The sequence below is a fragment of the Cobetia sp. MM1IDA2H-1 genome (assembly GCF_002916775.2).
In the GTDB taxonomy this organism is placed as follows: domain Bacteria; phylum Pseudomonadota; class Gammaproteobacteria; order Pseudomonadales; family Halomonadaceae; genus Cobetia; species Cobetia marina.
Map to the genome: position 1 here is coordinate 1,786,191 of NZ_CM133225.1, position 21,184 is coordinate 1,807,374.

Annotated in this window: 16 protein-coding genes; 7 read left to right on the plus strand and 9 right to left on the minus strand. The window is 64.6% G+C overall.

What is annotated here, in order from left to right:
- Positions 1-184 precede the first annotated feature (184 nt).
- The 4 genes from guaD to BOH68_RS07675 are packed head-to-tail and all read right to left on the minus strand — an operon-like array spanning position 185 to position 6,669.
- Positions 185-1,729, minus strand: coding sequence for a guanine deaminase (gene guaD, locus BOH68_RS07660; RefSeq protein WP_258038271.1), 1,545 nt, complete (start codon positions 1,727-1,729; stop codon positions 185-187).
- Complete coding sequence (xdhC, locus tag BOH68_RS07665) at positions 1,726-2,724, minus strand: xanthine dehydrogenase accessory protein XdhC (RefSeq protein WP_077376678.1); 999 nt, start codon at positions 2,722-2,724, stop codon at positions 1,726-1,728. The genes guaD and xdhC overlap by 4 nt, the downstream gene beginning before the upstream one ends.
- Positions 2,721-5,135 (minus strand): xanthine dehydrogenase molybdopterin binding subunit, encoded by a 2,415-nt coding sequence (gene xdhB / locus BOH68_RS07670; protein WP_077376676.1) that lies wholly within the window; start codon positions 5,133-5,135, stop codon positions 2,721-2,723. Before xdhB ends, xdhC begins: the two co-directional genes overlap by 4 nt.
- Entirely contained in the window at positions 5,113-6,669 is a 1,557-nt protein-coding gene (locus BOH68_RS07675) for a xanthine dehydrogenase small subunit (RefSeq protein ID WP_077376673.1), read from the minus strand. Before BOH68_RS07675 ends, xdhB begins: the two co-directional genes overlap by 23 nt.
- Positions 6,670-7,009: 340 nt before the next feature.
- Between BOH68_RS07675 and BOH68_RS07680 the strand changes: the two genes are divergently transcribed.
- Positions 7,010-7,687 carry a TetR family transcriptional regulator C-terminal domain-containing protein gene (locus BOH68_RS07680; RefSeq protein WP_077377401.1) on the plus strand — a complete coding sequence of 226 codons (678 nt, stop codon included), beginning with the start codon at positions 7,010-7,012 and terminating at the stop codon, positions 7,685-7,687.
- Between the two features lie 140 nt (positions 7,688-7,827).
- Here BOH68_RS07680 and BOH68_RS07685 read toward each other — a convergent pair whose 3' ends face one another.
- On the minus strand, positions 7,828-8,403 hold the full coding sequence (locus BOH68_RS07685; RefSeq protein WP_103751431.1) for a hypothetical protein: 576 nt from the start codon (positions 8,401-8,403) through the stop codon (positions 7,828-7,830).
- Positions 8,400-8,756: a hypothetical protein gene (locus tag BOH68_RS07690; protein WP_077376667.1), complete on the minus strand. Its 357-nt coding sequence runs from the start codon at positions 8,754-8,756 to the stop codon at positions 8,400-8,402. The genes BOH68_RS07685 and BOH68_RS07690 overlap by 4 nt, the downstream gene beginning before the upstream one ends.
- Positions 8,757-9,180: 424 nt before the next feature.
- Here BOH68_RS07690 and BOH68_RS07695 point away from each other — a divergent pair, with 424 nt between their 5' ends.
- The 6 genes from BOH68_RS07695 to BOH68_RS07720 all read left to right on the plus strand — a co-directional run bounded on the left by BOH68_RS07695 (position 9,181) and on the right by BOH68_RS07720 (position 15,150).
- On the plus strand, positions 9,181-10,095 hold the full coding sequence (locus tag BOH68_RS07695) for a MurR/RpiR family transcriptional regulator (protein WP_205632693.1): 915 nt from the start codon (positions 9,181-9,183) through the stop codon (positions 10,093-10,095).
- A gap of 633 nt (positions 10,096-10,728) precedes the next feature.
- Positions 10,729-11,583: a transporter substrate-binding domain-containing protein gene (locus BOH68_RS07700; protein WP_077376664.1), complete on the plus strand. Its 855-nt coding sequence runs from the start codon at positions 10,729-10,731 to the stop codon at positions 11,581-11,583.
- 47 nt (positions 11,584-11,630) lie between these two features.
- Positions 11,631-12,356, plus strand: coding sequence for an amino acid ABC transporter permease (locus tag BOH68_RS07705; RefSeq protein WP_077376661.1), 726 nt, complete (start codon positions 11,631-11,633; stop codon positions 12,354-12,356).
- Positions 12,353-13,006 carry an amino acid ABC transporter permease gene (locus tag BOH68_RS07710; RefSeq protein ID WP_077376658.1) on the plus strand — a complete coding sequence of 218 codons (654 nt, stop codon included), beginning with the start codon at positions 12,353-12,355 and terminating at the stop codon, positions 13,004-13,006. Before BOH68_RS07705 ends, BOH68_RS07710 begins: the two co-directional genes overlap by 4 nt.
- The gene (locus BOH68_RS07715; protein WP_077376655.1) at positions 12,990-13,808 is read left to right on the plus strand and encodes an amino acid ABC transporter ATP-binding protein; all 819 of its coding nucleotides are present in this window, start codon (positions 12,990-12,992) and stop codon (positions 13,806-13,808) included. Before BOH68_RS07710 ends, BOH68_RS07715 begins: the two co-directional genes overlap by 17 nt.
- Before the next feature lie 64 nt (positions 13,809-13,872).
- Positions 13,873-15,150, plus strand: a complete 1,278-nt coding sequence (locus BOH68_RS07720; protein ID WP_170877428.1) for an amidase family protein — start codon at positions 13,873-13,875, stop codon at positions 15,148-15,150.
- Between the two features lie 113 nt (positions 15,151-15,263).
- On the opposite strand, the gene puuE is transcribed toward BOH68_RS07720, so the two are convergent.
- The 3 genes from puuE to BOH68_RS07735 form a co-directional block, all read right to left on the minus strand.
- The gene (gene puuE / locus BOH68_RS07725; RefSeq protein WP_077376649.1) at positions 15,264-16,217 is read right to left on the minus strand and encodes an allantoinase PuuE; all 954 of its coding nucleotides are present in this window, start codon (positions 16,215-16,217) and stop codon (positions 15,264-15,266) included.
- Between the two features lie 120 nt (positions 16,218-16,337).
- Positions 16,338-19,154, minus strand: a complete 2,817-nt coding sequence (locus BOH68_RS07730) for an ATP-dependent DNA helicase (RefSeq protein ID WP_219815815.1) — start codon at positions 19,152-19,154, stop codon at positions 16,338-16,340.
- Positions 19,151-20,989, minus strand: a complete 1,839-nt coding sequence (locus BOH68_RS07735) for a VRR-NUC domain-containing protein (protein WP_258038270.1) — start codon at positions 20,987-20,989, stop codon at positions 19,151-19,153. Before BOH68_RS07735 ends, BOH68_RS07730 begins: the two co-directional genes overlap by 4 nt.
- Between the last annotated feature and the right edge of the window lie 195 nt (positions 20,990-21,184).

The window sequence follows — 21,184 nt, forward strand, 5'->3', positions numbered from 1 at the left end:
TGACGGACCTCGTAATGCGTCGACACCTCTGAGGGTGCCCAGGACGTTGGGAGAAGATGGCGCCATCATAACGAGTGGACTCAGCGTTGAGTATCCATGTCTCACGCACCTTTATGATGAAAAAATGGCACCAATTCTATAAATTGGCACCATTTGTCAGCATGTTGTCACACCTGCGATGCCCTCAGGGCATTAATGCTTCCGCCTGTGGGCGTGTCTTCGCAGCGGTGTGGTCACTCAGCAGCATGCCGTGCCGTTTGCGGCAACGGCCCGCCACATGCACCTCGCGAATCGCGCGGTCATCCCCGAGCATCATCAGGGCGAACAGCACCTCCCCCAGCGGCACCTGCTGTGGCTGTCCCCAGCGGGTACGCCGCGCCAGCAAGTGAGTCGCCGTGGGGTCGAGCACGATCACGTCTGCCTCCATCCCCGGACGCAGGTTGCCGACCTTGTCCTCCAGCCGCATGGCGCGCGCATTGCCCAGCGTCAATTGATAGAAGCCCTGCCAGGGCGTCAGTGGCTGGTTGGCACGTGACGCAAGCCCCGCTACATCATGGGCGACCGCACCGTGCAACTGACCGACCTGATAGGCTGCCTTGAGGCTCTCCAGCTGACACAGGCTGGAGCCACCGCCGACATCGGTGGCGATGCTGATGTTGATCCCCTGATGGCGGGCGCTGGCGCGATCGAACAGCCCGCTGCCGAGGAACAGGTTGGAGGTCGGACAGAAGGCGATGCTGGCGCCACGATCCGCGATGCGCTGGCGCATGCCATCGTCCAGGTGGATGCCGTGGGCGAAGGTGGTGCGCTCGTGACTCAGGCCAACATCCTCATAGACCGCCAGATAATCCCGAGCCTCGGGGAACAGTTCCGCCACCCACTTCACTTCATCGAGGTTCTCGGCCAGATGGGTCTGCAGGTGCAGGTCCGGCTGGCACTTGAGCAGTTGACCGGCGGCCTTGAGCTGCTCGGGGGTGGAGGTCGGGGCGAAGCGCGGGGTCAGCACATAACCGAGGCGATCACGCCCGTGCCAGTCCGCGATCAGCCGCTCATCGTCCTTGAGCGCGGTGACGCCTGAATCGAGCAGTGCCGGCGGCGCATTGCGATCCATCATCACGCGACCGGCATGCACACGCATGTCGCGGGTCCGCGCGGCCCGGAACAGGGCATCGGCACTGCTGGCATGCGAGGTGGCAAACACCTGGGCACTGGTGGAGCCATGACGCAGCAGCTCATCGAGGAAGATCTCGGCGACCTCGGCGGCGTGCGCGGGGTCGGCAAAGCGCTGCTCGGCGGGGAAGGTGTAGGTATTCAGCCAGTCGATCAGGCAGTGACCATAGCTTGCGATGATATCCAGCTGAGGGAAGTGCACGTGGGTATCGATGAAGCCTGGCATCATCAGACCGGTGACGCTGTGCGGCGGGCTCAGGCGCATCAGTTCACTCACGGCATCATGCCGGGCAAGCGAGTGTTGATCCCCCACGGCGACCACATGGCCGGCGTGCATCACCAGCAGGGCATCCGCGTAGTACTCGATGGCGGGGGCCCGCTCGCCTGACGCAAGTGTTCCTTGCGGGTCGTCCAGAGGCTCATCCAGGAAGTGCAGCAGGGCGCCACGCAACAGGCTGACGCTTTCTGGGGCCTTTGCGGCCGAGCGCAGCGCCGCCGTCAGTCGGCGGTCATCCAGGTGGCAGGCCACAGATAGCGGGGTGTCTTGGTCAGTCATCATTCGGCCTTCCGTGTCGGTTCTGTCTGGTGCATCGCGTCAGGGGCAAGGCGGGCGCGCAGCTGGCGGGCACCCTTGCGCGTCAGGCCATTGCCGTCCAATGATGGGGGGTGTGACGAGGTTGGGGAGTTCGCGTCGTCGGTCTGCTGGGCGGCTTGGCTGGCCTGCAACTGAAGCAGTTCGGCCACCACCGCGATCGCGATCTCCTCGGGGCGTTTGCCCGGAATCCCCGGCACACCGATCGGGCAGCGAATGCGGGCGACCTCGTGCTCGTCGAGATCGCCGCGCAGGCGCTGGCGAAAGCGCGCCCACTTGCTGCTGGAGCCGATCAGCCCCAGCGAGGCCAGGTCATCACGCGGTGCAAGAGCCGCCACCAGCGCCTGGTCCTCGACATGATCATGGGTCAATACCAGCACATGACTGCCCGCCCTCACTGGCAGCGAGTCGGAGGCCGGCGCCGCTTTCGAGAGCGGCAGGTCCGTCAGGATGTTGAATGTCTGGCGCTGCACACGGCCCTCACTGCCCTCAGGAATCGTGGCGGACTCGAGCTGTTCGGCGCGTGAATCCCGCCAGTCGATCTGCCAGTCCAGCGGCGCCAGCAGGTGGACGATGGCCTGACCGACATGGCCGGCGCCGAACAGGGTCAGCCGTGGCGCAAGCGCCGGGTACAGCTCGATCAACACCTGCACGTGGCCACCACAGCATTGTTGAGCATGCTGGCCCAGCGCGATCTCCTCGAGATGACAGCCCGATTGTCCCTGCGCCAGCATCGCTCGGGCGCGCTCCACCACCAGCTGTTCCAGCCGACCGCCGCCGAGGCTGTCGTGCAGCGTATCCATGGTGATCAGCATCTTGCTGCCGGCACCTCGCGGGGCGGAGCCCGCCACCGTCACCACGGTGGCCAGGGCATGGGCCGTCAGCGCTGCCTGTGCCTCGGCGAGCGCCTGATACCAGCGGCCCGTCGCGGCACTCTTGATTGCCCTCTTGATTGCACTCATGACGGCACCTGCGTTGGCTCTGCGCCGGCAGTGGCGTGTTGCTCCCGCCAGTCACGCTGCTCACGCGCCGCCAGCATCACGCGCTCCGGCGTGGCCGGGGTATCCAGGCGCACTGCGCGGCGGTAGTCGGTCAACGAGGCTAGCGCATCGCGCAGCGCCGCCCACACGCTGATGGCGAGCATGAAGGGGGGCTCACCCACCGCCTTGGAGCGATAGATGCTGGCGGCCGAGTTGGGATGTCCTTCCAGCAGGCGTACCGTGATCGCGCCGTCGGGTACGTCGCTGATGGCGGGTATCTTGTAGGTGGCCGGGCCATCGGTCAGCAGGCGACCCTCCTCGTTCCACTTGAGTTCCTCCGTCGTCAGCCAGCCCATGCCCTGCACGAAGCCGCCTTCTATCTGACCGATGTCGATGGCCGGATTGAGCGAATCTCCCACGTCGTGCAGGATCTCGGCGCTTTCCAGGCGGTATTCGCCGCTCAAGGTATCGACGACCACTTCACACAGCGCCGCGCCGAAGGCGTAGTAGTAGAAGGGGTGTCCGGTGCCACTTTCGCGGTCGTAGTGGATGTCCGGGGTGGCATAGAAGCCCTTCTCGGAGAGCGAGATGCGTTCCAGATACGCCGCCTGGATCAGCTCCCCCCATGTCATCAGTACGCCGCTCGGGCCATGCAGTTCGCCATTGTCGAGGCTCAGGCTGGCGCGTGGCTGGGCGAGATGTTCGGCGGCGAAGTCGAGCAGGCGCGCCTTGAGGCGCAGGCAGGCATCACGTGTGGCCATGCCGTTGAGGTCCGCTCCCGAACTTGCCGCGGTTGGTGAGGTGTTGGGTACCTTGTCGGTGCGCGTGGCGGTGATGCGCACCCTGTCCACGCTCAGGCCCAGCTCACGGGCCGCGACCTGAGTGATCTTGGTGTGCAGGCCCTGGCCCATCTCGGTGCCGCCATGATTCACCTGCACGCTGCCATCGGTATAGACATGCACCAGGGCGCCGGCCTGATTGAGGTGCTTGGCGGTAAAGGAGATGCCGAACTTCACCGGCGTCAGCGCCAGCCCCTTCTTCACCACCGGATTGGCGGCATTGAAGGCGCGAATCTCGGCTCGACGCGCCCAGTAGTCGCCCTGCGCCTCGAGCTGGTCGATCAGCGTGGTGAGCAGTGGGTACTGATTGACGTGCTGGCCATAATGCGTGGTCTCACGGCCTTCGCAGTAGAGGTTGCGCTTGCGGATCTCCAGCGGGTCGCGCCCCAGACACCTTGCGATATCCTCCATGGCCGCCTCGATGGCGAGCATGCCCTGCGGACCACCGAAGCCGCGGAAGGCGGTGTTGGACGCCACGTTGGTGCGGGCACGGATACCGCGCACATGGGCATTGCCGAGGTAATAGGCGTTGTCGGCATGGAACATGGCGCGATCGACGATGGCATCCGACAGATCCGGCGAGTGGCCGCAGTCGCCGGTCAGCTCGATGATGGCGGTGTCGATGCGCCCGCTGTCATCGACACCGAACTGGTAGCTGTGATGGAAGGGATGGCGCTTGCCGGTCAGGCGCATGTCGTCATTGCGGGGCAGTCGCAGTCTGGCGGCCCGCCCCGTACGACGCGCCACCAGGGCTGCCAGACATGCCACCGGCGCGGCCTGGGTTTCCTTGCCGCCGAAGCCGCCTCCCATGCGACGGGTTTCCACCGTGATGGCATGGAAGGGCACGCCCAGCACCTCGGCGATCAGCTTCTGGACTTCACTGGGGTGCTGGGACGAGCTGTGCACCAGCATCTCGTCGTCTTCACCCGGCAAGGCCAGCGCTGCCTGGCTCTCCAGATAGAAGTGTTCCTGTCCACCGCTCTCAAGCTCGCCGTCCAATTGCCAGGCGGATCTGGCAAGTCGTTCGCTGACGCTTTCGCGTGTCGCTGCCCGGCCGTTGGCCAGACGTGCCTGGGTATGGGTCGGGCGCACCAGATCACCGCGACTGGCGGCCTGGCAGGGATCAAGCGTCAGTGGCAAGGGGGTCACCGCCACCTTGGCCAGTCGCGCCGCCTGACGCGCCGCCCGCTCGCTCTCGGCGGCAACCACGAACAGCGCCTGACCATGATGACTGATGCGATCACTGACCAGCAGCGGATCGCCGGGGAAGACTGGGCCGACATCGCGGTGGCCGGGGATGTCTGAAGCGCTGAGTACACAGACGACGCCGGGGGCGGCCCGCACCGCATCAAGAGCCAGGGAATCCAGAGTGGCATGCGCGACCTCGCTCATGCCGATGGCCAGGTGCAGCGTGCCTGCGGGGAGTGGCAGGTCGTCGACGTAGCGTGCCGTGCCACTGACGTGACGCTCGGCGCTCTCATGCTGATGTGACGGCGAAGCGTTCGTGGCCGGAGTGGCACTGGGGTCGGACTCAAGACTGTGCAAGGTACGCATCGAGGCTCTCCAGTGGCATGAGGGGGGCAGTCGCGTGACGTTCATTGTGGATTCGCTGCGCCACTCGGGGGACCAGATGGCTGGCGGCCAGCAGACGATACTCGCGGGAGCCACGCACGTCCGAGAGAGGCGAGAAATCGGCCTGGATGGCCTGCTCGATCCTGTGGCGAGTGAGGGTGTCGAGCTGGGCGGGCGTGAGTGATTCCATCGTTTCACGGCTCAGGAGTGCCTCGAGATGCGGTGCACGTGTCGGAATGCCGGCCATGCCGCCGAAGGCGACTCGCCAGTGCTGAGCATGGCCACTGGCATCGCGCCGCCAGGCGAAGACCCCCAGCAGCGTGGAGATGTCATCATCCCGCCGTTTGGAAAGCTTGTGGACCGCCAGCCGCTGATTGTGAACCGGCCGCGGCAGGAAGAGGGAATGGATGATCTCGTCCGGCATCAATTGGGTGCGCTTGTAGTCGAGGAAGAAGTCCTCAAGCTTGAGGATGCGCTCCCCATCGACACTCATCAGCTGGAGATAGGCCTCCAGCGCGATCAACAGCGGCGGCATGTCCCCGACGGGTGAGGCGTTGCCGATGTTGCCGCCCAGCGTGCCACGATTGCGGATCTGTTCACTGCCCAGGCGAGAGAGCAGGTCCGCGCCCTCGGGATAATGTTCACGCAGCAGTGGCATCAGCTGGCGGTAGGTCACCGCAGCGCCGATCCACCAGCCTGCCTGGCCGGCGTGTTCCCCTTCCTCGATGGTGCCAAGGGCCGCGACACGCGTGGTATCGATCAGTGCCGGGAAGTCACGCAGGCGTTGCGTGTATTCGAGCATCAGATCCGTGCCCCCCGCGATCAAGGGCGCCTGGGGATGTGCGGCGCGCAGCGCCAGCAGCTCTTCGAGACGGGTGGGGCGATGGAAGGTGCTTGAGCCTGTCAGTTCGCTATCTCGCTCGCGACGGGACGCTGAATTCGCCTCGCCAGTGGCGGGCTGACAAGCTGCCTGCCCGGATGACAGCAGGGTGGCCGGCCCGAATTCTCCCTGCAGCAGGCGATGGGCAGCCTCGCGTATCGGTCGATAGCCTGTGCAGCGGCACAGATTGCCGCCCAGCGCATGGTCGATCATCTGATCGCGCCGCGCGGCATCGAGACTCTCGTCCTCTGCGCTGCGCAGCTGATGATCGGCGTGCAGCACCGCCAGGCTCATGGCGATGCCCGAGGTACAGAAGCCACATTGGCTGGCGTGGGTCGTCACCAGCGCTTGCTGCACCGGGGAGAGCGAGGAGGTGGCGGTCTCGTACCCCAGTCCCTCGATGGTGATCAACTCGCAATCCTGCAGCTGGTGGGCGGGCATCAGGCAGGCATTGACCGTCGTCATGGGCTGGCCCGGCACCTGCAAGGCAATCGTGCAGGCGCCGCAGTCACCGGACGCGCAGCCTTCCTTGGTGCCGGTATGCCCCAGAGAGGTGCGAAGGGCTTCAAGCGTTGTCGTTCCCGGTGCAGGCGCGGGCAGCTGACGCGCGTGTCCGTTCAAGGTGAAGTCGATCATGCAGGCATCCCGTCAGGTCGTCTTGTCATTGTGGTGCCTTCAGGCGTATGGCACAGCCGAATCTGGGCATTGCGGGCCCGATTGGCGTCTTCGAGTGTCAATGTAACAGCTCATGTTGTATTTCTAGCAAGAATCTGACCAAATGGTCAGCCCATGGTGTGGTATTTTTGCGTGGGTGGCGCAAGTGCGCGTCAGGAGAGCGACGCATCGAGCGTATCGCGCCTGCCCGGGGTGAGCATTCTGACCACAGCATCGTGACGTGAGGCCGTAATCGAAGGTCATGTTCCGGTGCTGTGGTCAAGATGCTCGAACGATAACGTCTATTTGATGAGTGATGCTGATGCCTGCAGATTCTCCTTCTTCCCTGTATGCCGAAGTTCGTCGTTCCCGAAGTGCGGAATTCAGTCCGACACCGACCAGCTCTCCCCGTGAGCAGGCGGAAAGTCGAATCATGGAAGCTGCCGAGTGTGTCTTTGCCTGTCACGGCTATCGTGGCAGCACACTCAAGCAGATCGCGGACGTGGCCGAGTTGCCCAAGGCCAATCTGCTGTATTACTTCGGTTCCAAGGAAAAGCTCTATGTGCATCTGCTGGAGCAGACGCTGACGCGCTGGAATGCGTCACTTGAGGACATCACGGCCGATGATGACCCGCGCGAGGTGCTGGAGGCGCTGGTGCGCGTCAAGCTCAAGCTGGCACGCCAGGCCCCACAGGCATCGCGCCTGTTCGCGGCGGAGGTGATCAGCGGCGCGCCGTTTCTGCGTGTTTATCTCAGTGGAGAGTTGCGCCAGTGGGTCCAGGCGCGCTGCGAGGTGATGAAGGCGTGGATGGCGGCTGGCAAGCTGCGCGAGGCGGAGCCGATGTGGGTCATCTATCTGATCTGGTCCACCACGCAGCACTACGCGGACTTCGCCGCCCAGATCGACCAGCTGGGCGGTGCGCCGCGCACGGATGAGGACTGGGAACAGCTGGCGGACTTCGTGGCCAGCACGCTATGTGATGGTCTCTGTCCGCGCTGAGCCATCGGTTCGGCCAGATGGGTCATGGCAGACACGACAACGCCCGCTCCGGTGTTCCCGGCGCGGGCGTTGTCGTGTCTGCTGGTGCGTGTCATCGGAATGTCGTCGAGATGAGGGAAGGGGGAGCCGGAACAGGAGGCTCAGCTGGCCAGCTCAAGTGCACTCGCGGCCTTGCTCGTCAGGTGGGCGCCGTTGCGTTGCTCCGGCTCACAATGCTGATGCATCTGCCAGCCATCGCGGGCGTCCTGCGCCAGATAGATCAGTGCGGCATCGGCAGTGAGCCAGAGTCTGGCAAGATCACGTTGATGTCGGGTGCGGTTGGCAATCGGCAGGGCATCCGCACACACGATGACCACCGGCGCCTTGAGCAGCCAGCGTGGCGCATGGCTTGGCCAGCTGTGGTGCACGGCGTCCAGCCAGGGCGCCTTGGGGCTGGCGGGGGAGGTCTGCCAGCGCCAGCCACGGCCGACTTCCAAGATGCCGCGTGAGGTCCACAGGAGGCTGCGACGTGGCAGCTGGGCTTCCAGGCTTGCCAGCAGCGCGTTGTCACTGTCGGCCAGTGACTGGATGGCGCCCCGCTCGAGCGCCAGGCGCTCGCCGGCATGCAGTCCGGCGTTGATGTCGAAAGTCACGCGCATCACGGGTTCGGCGTTCACTGCGCAGTTTTCCAGCGGGATGTGCATGCCGCATTCCATGCCGATGGTATAGACACTCATGCCAGCATGCCCCGACGGACCATACTGTGACGCAACAGGGTCTGATGACGATGCTCGGCTTCCCAATCCGCGTGCACCTTGTGGTTGATGTTCGGGTCAAAGACGGCCTGTTGCTGGGCGACGCGTGATGCGTCGATATCACCGACCGCACGGGTGTCGCTCACCTGCGAGGACATCAGCAGGGGCGGAGCTTCGTAGCCCATTGCCATCACGCCCAGCAGTTGTGAGGCGCAAGCGGGGGTATCAGCGGCTTTCTCTGCGCCCACTGTCAGAGGAGTGAAGGTCTGTGCGGCAAGCTTGTGAGTCATGGCCCGACAGGTATCGAGCAGAGTGGTCATCGTAGAGGTGGCCATGAGACAACTCCTTGCGCCACGCGAGCGCTTGATCGGTAAATTTGCCATCTTGGTGTTCGGTGGAGGTCCTGTCGGGTGGCGCATTGCCTGTGCCCGCTGGGTGCCCACTTCATGTTTAGCGATCTGCATGCCGCTCCAAGGAGAATTACGCCAAAACAACCACTTGGTGAACACGTGCTGAGGCCGTGCCTGTCATCGCCCGCCCTGCAGCTCATGTGATGGGCCGAATTCCCGGGTCAACCGCCACCCGAGAGGGCAATTGATGCACTGTCACCTTGCCGCTGGCCCGACGCTTGCACTGTGATGAGGCACAATGACGTCTGGGGCATCCTTGAGCCCCGGGCGCGACGCCAGTCCCCCGTTGCCATATCAGACCCTGAGTGGCGGCCCACGGGGTGCCATGACACCAGAGAGACCCTTCGCCATGACTCAAGCCACGCGTGATGACTCCAGTGCTTCAGCCACTGACTCCGAGATGCCTTCTCGCGCTGCGGCAGCGTCGCTGGCAGGCCAGAGCCTGCATCAGCGCCTGACTCACCACCTTGAGCGATTGACCCCCAACGAGCAGCGTATCGCGCGTTTTCTGCTCGCGCATCAGGATGAGCTGGCGCTCTACAATGCCGCCGAGCTCTCACGGCTGACACATGTCTCCAAGGCTACCGTCAGTCGCCTGTTTCGCCGCCTCGGCTATCAGGACTTCCGGGAGGCACGTGATCAGGCGCGAAGCCTGCGTCATGCGGGCGTGCCTGTCGTCTCGAGCACGCCCACGCCAGACCACCATCAGCGCCACTATGAGCAGGAGTGTCGCAACCTGCGTCAGGCACTGGCGGCGCTGGACATGCTCGACATGGAAGCGCTGGGCCGCACCCTGGCCAATGCCGAACGCTTGCAGATCATCGGCTTTCGCAACGCCTATCCGCTGGCACTGCATCTGCGCCAGCAACTTCTGCAATTGAGAGGGCAGGTGGCGGTCCTGCCCCAGCCGGGCCAGTCACTCGGGGAGGAGGTCGCGCGGCTGAGCGCCAATGACGCCGTGGTGATATTCGCCATGCGCCGGCGCCCGCAGGGGCTGGCACGCCTGCTGGGGTGGCTGGGCCAGGCTCCCTGCACGGTACTGCTGGTTTGCGATGACAGCCTGAGCGAGATCCCTGCCGGTATCGAGCATGTGCTGCGCTGCCCGCTGGACAGTGTCAGCGCCTTCGACAGCTATGCCGCCGCCATGAGCCAGATCAACCTGCTGGCCACACGCCTGCTGCATGACGACCTCGTCGCTGGTCGCAGCCAGATTCGCCGGGTGACGGACACCTTCGAGTCACTCGAGGAGCTGGGAGACGGCTAGCAGTGTCATTGCGGTTGCCTGCGCTGCCGCCCATCCCATCACGATGCTTCTCGCCCTGCGGGTTGCGCGCACCCGCAGGGCGCATGGGCTGCCTGATTGCACCAACAGTGTCCCTTTTCATGTCGATGACGCCCGGACACTGTGCGTTCGAAGAAGCGTCATCGAGGGCGTGCAACGCAACTTCTCTCCCTCGCACTGCCTTCCCGCTGGTATTCCAGCCCGGCCTCTAGCCCGCCCTCTAGCCCGCCCCAGGCTCTCTTGAGGCCCGTCATCTGGCCTGTCTTCACGCCTGCACTTCATCACCCGAACCATTGTCAGGCGAGCGCCTCGTGCACGTTCGGGCCGTGCTGGTGTGTCGTTGGCACACTCGTTGCAAAGATGGATAAGGGAATCACTTGTTTCATTGGTCAGGATTTGAGTTTCACGTTGCCCGCCAATGCGACGAGGAGTCAGCGGACAGGACTCGTCCGATAGGGCCCACCAGATAGGGCTTGTTGAAGAGGGCTTGCCAGACAAGCCTTCGCGAACCACCACTGCGATAACCACCAACAACAATGAAACGCCCCAGGGCGCCGAGCGCATGATGAGTCGTTCTCCTCAGCGCTCGGAATTGACTGACACCGGAGTCGACCGATGAGCAAGCGTCACGAGAGCAAGGCCTTCAAGCACGCATCACGCACAGGCAGCACGCAACGTCTTGGCAACTGGTTGCGCAAGGGGATTCTGCTGGCCGTCTGGGGCACGCTGGCCGCCACGGCCCTGACGGCCCGTGCGGATGCGCTGAGCGATATCACCGACAGCGGAGTGCTGAAGGTGGCGGTGCCCCAGGACTTCCCGCCATTCGGCTCAGTCGGGCCGGACCTTGAACCACGCGGCTACGATATCGACATGGCGCGTTATCTGGCGGATGAGATGAACGTGAAGCTGGAGCTGGTGCCGGTCACTTCGGCCAATCGCATCCCTTACCTGCAGACCCGCAAGGTCGATCTGGTGATCTCGAGTCTGGGCAAGAATCCGGAGCGTGAGAAGGCGATCGATTTCTCCGATGCCTATGCACCGTTCTTCCTCGGCGTGTTCGGTGAGAAGGGCAGTGAGGTGGACTCCGCCCAGGGGCTGAGCGAGAAGACCATCGGCGTGACACGTGGCTCGGTGGAAGACATGGAGCTCAGCAAGGTGGTGCCGGAATCGACCACCGTGAAGCGCTTCGAAGACAACAACACGACGTTGTCGGCCTTCCTGTCAGGGCAGGTCGAGATGATCGCCACCGGCAACCTGGTCACCGCCGCCATCGCCGAACGCAATCCCTCCCGCGTGCCGGTCAGTGTACTGCCGCTCAAGAACTCTCCCTGCTATGTGGGCATGCGGCATGACACGCCGGCGCTCAAGGCGCGCGTGAACGAGCTGATCGCCCAGGGGATCGAGGACGGCACGCTCAACGCGCTCTCCGAAACCTGGTTCAAGGCGCCGCTGCCGTCACTGGATGCCTGAATCGAGCTGTCGCACGCCTGACTCCCTTTTCCCGTGAGGCTTGATCGATGAACTATCTCCCGGATTTCTCGCGCCTGCTGCCGTATCTGCCCGACCTGCTGGCCGGGCTGATGACGACGGTCTGGTTGACCATTCTGACCACCACGCTGGGGATACTCGGTGCGGTGATGTGTGTCTGGCAGCGCCATCGTGCGCCGAGCAGCGTCTTCAGCCAGCTGCTGGGCATGCTGGTGGAGCTGCTGCGCAACACGCCCTTCATCGTCCAGCTGTTCTTCATCTTCTTCGGCCTGCCGGCGCTGGGGCTGTCACTCAGCGCCGAGATGGCCGCGGTGATCGCGATGACACTCAACCTGGCGGCCTACAGCAGCGAGATTCTGCGTGCCGGTGTCGATGCCACCGGTCGCGGCCAGTGGGAGGCCGGGCGTGCGCTGGGTCTCACGCCTTGGCAGCGCTATCGCCATGTGGTGCTGATGCCGGCGCTGGAACGCATGTATCCGGCGCTGACCAGCCAGTGCGTGATCGTGATGCTGGGTTCCGCCGTGGTCTCCCAGATCAGCGTGGCGGACCTGACCTTCGCGGCCAACTTCATCCAGTCACGTACCTTCCTGAGTTTCGAGAGCTACGTGGTGACGGCAGGCATGTACCTGCTGCTGGCCATCGCGATGCGCGCCTTGCTCAACCGCATCGGGCGTCGTCTGTTCGGCTTTCGCCACCTGACGCCAGCCCCGCGCCGCCGTCTGTCTTCCCATGTGCTGAGAGAGGCCCACTCATGATCGACTTCACGCTGTGGGACATCCTGCGCAACCTGCTGCTGGCGGCGCGCTGGACGCTGGCGCTGTCTCTGATCGCCTTCATCGGCGGCAGTCTGGTGGGGCTGGCGCTGACCTTTCTGCGCCTGACCCGCTGGCCGGGGGCGGCGCTCTTCTGTCGCCTCTACACGGAGCTGTTTCAGGGCACGCCGCTGTTGATGCAGCTGTTTCTGGCCTTCTTCGGCGTGGCGGTCTTCGGGCTGGATGTCTCGGCCTGGACGGCGGCGGCTGTCGCGCTGACGCTGTTCAGCAGTGCCTTCCTGCACGACATCTGGCGTGGCTGTGTCGAGGCGGTGCCCAAGGGGCAGTGGGAAGGGGCGCGAGTGCTGGGGCTAGGTTATCTGAAGACCATGCGTCACATCATCCTGCCGCAGGCGCTGCGCATGGCCATCGCACCGACCGTCGGCTTCTCGGTGCAGATCATCAAGGGCACCGCGCTTGCCTCGGTGATCGGCTTCGTCGAACTGACCAAGGCCGGCACCATGCTCAACAACGCCACCCTGGAACCCTTCACCGTCTTTGCGCTGGTCGCGTTGCTGTATTTCGCCATGTGCTATCCGCTCTCGCGGCTGGCTCGCCACCTGGAGGCACGTCTCAATGTCACTGCTCGCTGAAGTTTCCCCGCTGGACACCGTCTCATCCGATTCCTCGGTCACCGAAAGTGCTGCCGTCTCCGAGAAGGCAAAGGCGCCGCTGGTCAGCCTGTCGGCGCTCACCAAGTCCTTCGGCGATCTGACGGTGCTCAAGGGCATCGATCTTGAAGTGTGCCCGGGCGAGGTGGTCTCGATCATCGGTCGCAGCGGCTCCGGCAAGAGCACCTTGCTGCGCTGTATCAACCAGCTGGAACAGCATGACGGCGGTGCCATCCACGTCGCCGGCAATCTGCTGGACGGCAGCGAGATGGACGCCGCCGCTCTGGCACAGGATGTCGGCATGGTGTTCCAGAGCTTCAATCTGTTCCCCCACAAGCGCGTCGGCGAGAACGTGATGCTGGCGCCGATGCTGGTCAAGGGCGTTGCACGGGATGTCGCGGAGCGCGAGGCCCGCGAGATGCTGGCCAAGGTCGGGCTGGGGGAGAAATTCGATGCCTGGCCGAGCCAGCTCTCCGGTGGCCAGCAGCAGCGGGTGGCGATCGCGCGCGCCCTGGCGATGCACCCCAAGGTGTTGCTGTGTGACGAGATCACCTCGGCGCTGGACCCGGAGCTGGTCGGCGATGTGCTCAAGGTGCTGGAGCAGCTCAAGCGTGAGGGCATGACGTTGATTCTGGTGACCCATGAGATGAATTTCGCCCGCGATGTGGGTGACCGCGTGATCTTCATGCACCAGGGGCGTGTGCATGAATCAGGCGACCCCGCGACGCTGTTTGCCAATCCAGCCACGGAAGAGCTGCGCCAGTTTCTTGGTGCGGTGCTCTGATCACACCGCACCGCGCCACGCCACGAAGGCGAACCCCCTGATGAGTCGAAAGGAGTCGGTCCCGATGGACAAGCGTATCTATGTTGCCCCGGCGCGTTTCTCCGGGCCGAAGGGAGAGGGGTCTCTTGAGGGCAAGCGACTGGTGGTGAAGGATCTGTTCGCGATCAAGGGCGAGCGCACCGGACAGGGCAATCCTGACCTGCTGGCGAGCGCTCCCATCGAGCGGGGGACGGCGCCCAGCGTGTTGGCGCTTCAGAAGGCGGGGGCCGATTATCGGGCGCGCACCACTACCGATGAGCTGGCCTACAGCCTCAATGGCACCAATGCCCATTACGGCACGCCGCAGAACCCGCGTGCGCCGCTGAGGTTGCCGGGAGGCTCAAGCGTAGGCTCTGCAGTAGCGGTGGCGCGCGGTGAGGCGGAGATCGGGCTGGGAACCGATACCGGTGGCTCCATTCGCGTGCCGTCCAGCTACTGTGGGCTCTACGGGCTGCGGCCGACCCATGGCCGCATTGACATGTCAGGCCTCAAGCCGCTGGCGCCGCGCTTCGATACCATTGGCTGGATGACGCGGGATCTCGCGACGCTGACGCAGGTCAGTGAGGTGTTGATGCCGCCAACGACAGCGACTCGTTTGCCGGCGAGACTCATTCTGCTAGTGCCGGAAGGGCTGGCGGCGGGGCCTTATCAGCGACTGCTGGGGCCGCTGGCGCGTCGTCTAGAATCACTCGGTTTTCGCTGCGAGCGGCGAATGTTCAGCCAGGCCTTCATGGCGAGGGCCAGTGAGGCCTTTCGGATTCTGCAGGGCTGCGAGATTCGTCGTACGCACCAGGCATGGTTGAGTACACCGGAACAGGGCCCCGACTCTCGCTGGCCGCAGCTGAATCCTGATATCGCGGCGCGCCTCAAATGGTGCATGACGCTCAGCGATACTGACGAGCAGGCAGCAGAAGCCAAGGCAGACACCGTCCGCCGCTGGTACCGCCAGCAGCTGGCAGCCAGTCATGAGGGCGGCGAGAGTGCCTGCGACGATGGCAGTGCGGCTGCCCATGCCCAGGCCGAGGCCACCAGCGAGGCGGTGTTCGTGCTGCCCACCACGCCGGGCGCTTCACCGCTGCTGGGCGCAAGCCTCGAGGAGATGGAGGCCTATCGTCACCGGCTGATGGGACTCACCGCACTGGCCGGCTTGAATGGCGCACCGCAATTGAGTCTGCCGTGGCTGACCGATGACGCAGCGCGCCTGCCGGAGGAGGCTGCACCACCGCCCTGGGGCGTCTCATTGCTGGGCCTGCCGGGTCGTGATGAGAGCCTGCTGGCATTGGCCTGCATGTTGGAAAACTGACCAGCATGCTGGAAGACTGACTGGCGCAGCCTTGAAGGTGTGATCGCTGACCTTCGCTGGATTCAACCACAAACGCCGCAGCCCGAAAGGGCTGCGGCGTTCTTTTTGCGATGTCAGCTGGCGGGGGTATAGGGATGCTCGCGCTGCCAGTGCTCGGCGATATCGATGCGACGGGTGATCCATACCCTGTCGTGGGACTGGACGTAATCGAGGAAGCGTTTCAGCGCCGCGAAGCGTCCCGGTCGTCCGGCGATCCGACAGTGCAACCCGATGGAGAGCATCTTGGGTGCCGTGTCGCCCTCGGCGTAGAGCACTTCGAAGGCGTCACGCAGGTACTGGAAGAAGTCCTCACCGTTGTTGAAGCCCTGGGCGCTGGCGAAGCGCATGTCATTGGTGTCCAGGGTGTAGGGGACGACGAGATGCGGCACCTGATCGCCATTGGCGGTGGTCACCTCCATCCACAGCGGCAGGTCATCGCCGTAGTAATCGCTGTCGTAGGTGAAGCCGCCGTGCTCCACCACCAGTCGGCGGGTGTTGGGACTGTCGCGCCCGGTGTACCAGCCCTGTGGTGCGTGACCGACCAGCTCGCGATAGCTTTCCACCGCGCGCTCCAGGTGGGCGCGCTCATGGGCTTCATCCATGTGCTGGTAATGAATCCAGCGCCAGCCGTGACTGGCGATCTCATGACCATCCTCCAGGAAACGCGCGACCAGGTCCGGATGCCGCGCCAGCGCCATGCCGACACCGAAGACCGTCAGCGGCAACTCCCGGCGCTTGAATTCATCAAGAATCCGCCACACGCCACTGCGCGAGCCATATTCGTAGATCGACTCCATGCTCATGTGCCGCGCGGGGTAGGCCTCGGCACCGATGATCTCGGAGAGAAACTTCTCGCTCTCGCTGTCACCGTGCAGCAGGCAATTCTCGCCGCCTTCCTCATAGTTGAGCACGAACTGCACGGCGATCCTGGCACCCCCCGGCCAGTTGGCATGGGGGGGATTGGCACCATAACCGATCAGATCACGCGGATAGTCGTCGCCCCACAGGGCATTGTCGTTGTCTGGCATCGTTCGGCTTCCTTGCGACCGGGGAGCGGAAAGGGGATGAGGCATTGTTCTATTGCCCATTGACGTGCAGGCTTTGTGCCATCTCGGGGCAAAGGCACGCTTGGCGTCACCCTGCTCGCGTCAGTCTGTCGGCGTCCACCAGCGCGGCAGCAGTCGTGCGACTTCCGGGCGCAGGAAGCGGTCATCGATCAGGTGGATCACGCCCTGATCCTGCTCGCTGCGAATCACGCGGCCTGCGGCCTGCACCACTCTGGTGAGCCCGGGGTACAGATAGGTGCAGTCGTCAGCCTTCAAGGGCTGGATGACAGGGGGCAGCGGACCTGCCTCATCGCCACGCTCCTCCTTGGCGTCGTCTGTCGAATGTCGTTCGACACGCCGCCTTGCATCGCTTTCCAGCCACTGCGCCAGACGTTGCTTGAGCGCTTCATTCTCCGGGCTGAAGCCGGCAAGCCCCAGGGTGGCGATGAAGGCCCCGATCAGACGCGACCCCGGGAGATCGATCCCTTCGCCGAAGGCACCGCCCAGCACCGCGAAACCGATGCCCTGGCCGTCGGGGGTGAAGCGCTGAATGAAGGTGGTGCGCTCCGCTTCCGTCATGGCACGGGTCTGGCGCCATTGGGGAATCTCCGGCGTCAGCTGTTGCAGGGTGCTGGCGACCTGCTCGAGATAGGCGAAGCTCGAGAAGAATGCCAGATAGTTGCCCGGGCGCTGTTGGTATTGACGTGCCATCAGCTCGGCGATGGGCCGGCAGGAGGCCTCGCGATCCCGCAGGCGGGTCGAGAGCCGATGGCGACTGACCTGCACCTGCGTCGCCCTGAACGGCGACTCGACACTCAACCAGACTGCATTGTCCGCCAGTCCCAGCAGGCGGTGATGATAGGCCGGCGGATTGAGCGTGGCCGAGAACAATAGGGTGGCGTGGCTGGCGCGCAGGCGGGGTGCCAGCCACGGCGCCGGGCTGACGCAGCGCAGTCGCGGCTGTATCTGGCGTACGCTGCGCCCTCGGGGCTTGCGAGGCCGGGCTGCTGCTTCTGCTCCTGCAGCCGATGCTGCGCCGGAGCGTGAGCTTGAACCGCTGGTGAGCGTTGCCTGACGCGGTGGTTTCGTGGCGGCGAGTTCGACCTCGAACAGCGAGTGATCGCCGAAGCCTTCCGCGAGTCGCGTGAGCGTCAGCGCCGCGAAATAGGCCTCCATCATCTCGACGTCAGGCTCCACGCGGCGGCTGGCCGCGGTGGATGTCGGACTGGAGTCTGATGGGGTGGTGCTTGAGGCAAGGGGAACGGCATCGCTCGCGATCAGGCCCAGCTGTTCTGGGGCTTGTGTGGCCGTGGCTCGCGCTGCCTGTTGCCTGGCCGCAGGAGGGGTTGCGGCCTTGTCAGGCTCCGCCAACCAGTCGCCCATCGCGCCCGTCCATTGCGTCAGCGCCTTGAAAAAGTCGCCGGGCAACGTCTCCAGCGCAAGACGTGCCTGTTGACTGCCGTCATCGATGCTGCCGTTCCCGCTGCCTGGATTCCCTGAGCTGCTGTTTTCCGGCCCGAGCTGCTCCAGCGCTCGCCACTGCCGGGCCAGCGCGCGGGAGGCCGAGCGCAGCGGGGCCGGATGGCCCGTGCGACTCAACTGCTTGAGCAGGAAGTGGAACTGTCGGGCATCGAGTTCGATGCTGTACATGCCGCGGGCGCGTTCGATGAGGTTGTGGCTTTCATCGACGAGCACCACGGAGCGCCAGTCATTGGCCTGGGTCAGGGCGAACAGCAGCGCATGACTGTCGAAGTAGTGGTTGTGATCCCCGATGATCACATCCGCCCAGCGCGAGAGCTCCTGGGCGAGAAAGTAGGGGCAGATCTCATGGGCCAGGGCGTGTCGGCGTGTCGTCGCCAGCGTCAGTGGCTGGTGGTCGGCAAGCGCGGCAGAGCGTGCCGCAGGCAGGCGATCATGGAAGCCGCGTGCCAGCGGGCAGGACTCACCATGACAGGCGAGAGTCGGGTGCTCACAGGTCTTGCTGCGCGCGCCGAGTTCCAGAATGCGCAGCGCTGCGGGAGACGTGTCCGGTGATTCCGTGTGCTCGACTACCTCTGGCATCAGGGTGGTCAGCGCGTCCAGCGCCAGCGCGCGGCCCGGAGTGCGGGCGGTGAGGTAGAAGAGTCTGTCCGTGCCGTTTCTGGGCATCGCACGCAGCGCAGGATACAGCGTCGCCAGCGTCTTGCCGGTACCGGTCGGCGCCTCAGCCAGCAACTCGCGTCCGGTCATCACCGCCTTGTAGGCATGCTCGGCCAGCTGGCGTTGACCGGGGCGCCAGGCAGGCCAGGGGAAGGCAAGCGTGCCAAGGGCGCTGTCACGGGCGCGGCGATGCGCCAGTTCATTGGCGGCGAACTCGCTGAAGCGTGCGGCCAGACGTGCAAGCTCTGCTTCCAGCGCCTCGCGGCTCCACCAGGCTTCCAGGCGTTGTTCATCCTGTGAAGCCCCGATGGAGTCACCGCCGGATTCCGGTTCATCCTTGGCAGCGCTGGCTGGTGCGTCCGCGGCGATATCCAGATACACCAGCGCCAGCGTGATGCCCTCGAGATCGCGACTGCGGCACATCAAGGCGCCGTAGACACGCGCCTGGGCCCAGTGCAGGGCGCGGTGATTCGCGGGCTGACGGGACAGGTCACCACGGTGGGTCTTGATCTCCTCGAGACAGTTGCGCCTGGGATCATAGCCATCGGCGCGGCCGCGAATTTCGAGATTGTCGATGCAGCCGGAGAGCGATATCTCGCTTTCGTAGTCCTTGCCACGCCGACGCACGATGCGCTGATGGCCGCGGATGCCCTGTTGAGCGGTGGGCGAGGGCGTGAAGCGCAGGTCCAGATCGCCCTCGCGTGCGGCGAAGGCGCACAGCTCGCGTACCGCGATTCTGTAACGCTGGTGCGCGTTGCTTGAGGTGTCGGCGGTGATCATCGCGCAGTCGGTGCCTTGCGTGCCGTGTCCTCGTCCTCGGCGGACGCATCAGAGGCGTTTACGGTCTGCCATTCGACACGGCACTCCAGCGCCGGAATCGCATGGCGTGCGAACAGGGCCAGCCACTGGCGCTGGTTGTCCTGCAGGCGGTCGGTGGGTGCCTTGACCTCGATCATCCGGTAACGCTCGCGAGTGTTCTCGGGGAAGAACTGGATCAGGTCCGGCAGGCCAGCGCGATGCTCGCGGGGATTGGCCAGCAGGTGTCGGAAGCAGGCCTCCAGATGTGCCGGGGGGATGCAGTCCAGTGCGTGGGACAGCAGCTCCTCGCTCAACAGCGGCCAATGCACGAAGGGCGCTTGAATGCCCTGTTTCTGCTGATGACGCTCACGAATCGTCTCTCGGTAGCGGCCATCGGACAGGCGCGCGAAGCAGTCCTCGAAAGCGGCCTGGCGACGGTTGACGAAGTCAGGGCGGTAGAGGTCCGCCGGCCCGGTATGAAAGGCGTGGAAGAAGGCTCCCGGCAAGGGCGCGAACAGCACGTCCCAGCACAACAGGGTGAAGAGCGCGGGGAGCAGACCATTCTCGACATAGAAGACCGGTGCCTCGGGCGTGGCCAGTGCATGGGCGGCCGCGCGCTCGACCCCATGGATGCCGGCGGCGGCAGAGGTGGCAAGGTCCGGCACCGTAAGCGTGATCTGCGGCGTGGCCGGCGCCTTGGCGCGTCTGGGGGCGGGCAAGCCAAGGCCACGGCACAGGCGAGGCAGGGCGCGCTCAAGTGCCAGCTGTTCGTCCAGCGTGATGTCAGCACGCGCCAGACGCTCGCAGGCAAGCGCGTGGGCTGCGCTGATATCGCCGGAAAGTTCCAGCGCTCTCACTCGGCGCGGCATGGCACGCGGCGCGTAGGCGGAGTCCTCGAGGCAGGCGTACTGCAGTGCGGCTGCGTGATGCCAGCCCTGACGCTCGGCATCACGCGCCAGCGAGAAACGCAGCCGGTCACGTCGCTGTGCCAGCCAGGCATTGGCGCGATTCACCTCTGTCGCGTCGCCTTCTGACGATGTCACCTCGTCCAGCGCCGAGATGATGCGCTGCCAATGCGGCTCCAGTCCCGCGTGCGGCATCTCACGATTCAGACGCTCCCTGGCCGCCTGCCAGCCTTCACGCAGCTGCTCCAGGGCCAGATAACGATCCACCTCCCAACGCTGGGTGAAGGCGCGCGAGTCTGGGGAAAGCGCGACCGTCTCACAGCGCAGCAGGCCCAGTTCACTGAGCACGAAGTCCGACAGAGTCTGGCGCAGGTTGCCGAAGAACATCAGGCTCAGGCGTCGCGACAGCTCACCAAGCCCAACACTCAGCGTGTTGGCGGTGGGGTCATTCAGCCACTCGGGCAGTGACCGTGGCGTGGTATCTACCAGCAGCTCGCTGAGGGCATCCGGCATCCGGCGTTTTGGCGTGCTTCTTGGCAGCTCGGGGAAGGCGTCCTTCAAGCGCGGCAGTGTCACAAGTGACAGCATTTCCTCCAGGCTCAGGTCAGCGTTCAGGCGGCACAGCCCATCAGGCGTGGCACTGTCGGCGATCGGTGTAATCAGAGGCTGGCTTGCGGCCTCGATGTCACCGATTTCGGCATAATGCAGCTGCGTGACCTCGAAATGATCGCCCTTGCGCATCAGCAGGCGGACCAGCAGGGCCCGTGAAGGCTCCGGCAAGCGCGTGATGGCGTCCACCGTGGCACGCTCTGTCTCTGTCAGCAGATCGGCGTGGCACTGGCAGACCCAATCGAGCAGGGTATCGAAGTTGGCCAGGTAGTAGCGCGGATTGTCGAGGGGAGCGGCTTGCATGGCGACCTGTCGAAGTGGCGGGCAGTGCAGCGGTTTGCCCGAAAGCATGGGGTTATATACAGTATATGGCCATCTGTCGGGCTGCAATCTCTTGCAAAGCCTGTCACGAGTCACCATCTGCCTGTCAGCAAGTGGTAAAATCCCGTGATCGACGTGTCATGGCAGTCTCATGGCACGTCTGCTGGACAGGCGTGA

What these genes read in the sequence shown, in the direction of transcription:
- xdhC (WP_077376678.1), bottom strand. Translation starts at nt 2,724, where the DNA reads ATGAGTGCAATCAAGAGGGCAATCAAGAGTGCCGCGACGGGCCGCTGG.
- BOH68_RS07720 (WP_170877428.1), top strand. Translation starts at nt 13,873, where the DNA reads ATGGACAAGCGTATCTATGTTGCCCCGGCGCGTTTCTCCGGGCCGAAG.
- BOH68_RS07710 (WP_077376658.1), top strand. Translation starts at nt 12,353, where the DNA reads ATGATCGACTTCACGCTGTGGGACATCCTGCGCAACCTGCTGCTGGCG.
- BOH68_RS07715 (WP_077376655.1), top strand. Translation starts at nt 12,990, where the DNA reads ATGTCACTGCTCGCTGAAGTTTCCCCGCTGGACACCGTCTCATCCGAT.
- BOH68_RS07705 (WP_077376661.1), top strand. Translation starts at nt 11,631, where the DNA reads ATGAACTATCTCCCGGATTTCTCGCGCCTGCTGCCGTATCTGCCCGAC.
- BOH68_RS07695 (WP_205632693.1), top strand. Translation starts at nt 9,181, where the DNA reads ATGACTCAAGCCACGCGTGATGACTCCAGTGCTTCAGCCACTGACTCC.
- BOH68_RS07700 (WP_077376664.1), top strand. Translation starts at nt 10,729, where the DNA reads ATGAGCAAGCGTCACGAGAGCAAGGCCTTCAAGCACGCATCACGCACA.
- BOH68_RS07735 (WP_258038270.1), bottom strand. Translation starts at nt 20,989, where the DNA reads ATGCAAGCCGCTCCCCTCGACAATCCGCGCTACTACCTGGCCAACTTC.
- BOH68_RS07675 (WP_077376673.1), bottom strand. Translation starts at nt 6,669, where the DNA reads ATGATCGACTTCACCTTGAACGGACACGCGCGTCAGCTGCCCGCGCCT.
- BOH68_RS07685 (WP_103751431.1), bottom strand. Translation starts at nt 8,403, where the DNA reads ATGAGTGTCTATACCATCGGCATGGAATGCGGCATGCACATCCCGCTG.
- xdhB (WP_077376676.1), bottom strand. Translation starts at nt 5,135, where the DNA reads ATGCGTACCTTGCACAGTCTTGAGTCCGACCCCAGTGCCACTCCGGCC.
- guaD (WP_258038271.1), bottom strand. Translation starts at nt 1,729, where the DNA reads ATGATGACTGACCAAGACACCCCGCTATCTGTGGCCTGCCACCTGGAT.
- puuE (WP_077376649.1), bottom strand. Translation starts at nt 16,217, where the DNA reads ATGCCAGACAACGACAATGCCCTGTGGGGCGACGACTATCCGCGTGAT.
- BOH68_RS07680 (WP_077377401.1), top strand. Translation starts at nt 7,010, where the DNA reads ATGCCTGCAGATTCTCCTTCTTCCCTGTATGCCGAAGTTCGTCGTTCC.
- BOH68_RS07690 (WP_077376667.1), bottom strand. Translation starts at nt 8,756, where the DNA reads ATGGCCACCTCTACGATGACCACTCTGCTCGATACCTGTCGGGCCATG.
- BOH68_RS07730 (WP_219815815.1), bottom strand. Translation starts at nt 19,154, where the DNA reads ATGATCACCGCCGACACCTCAAGCAACGCGCACCAGCGTTACAGAATC.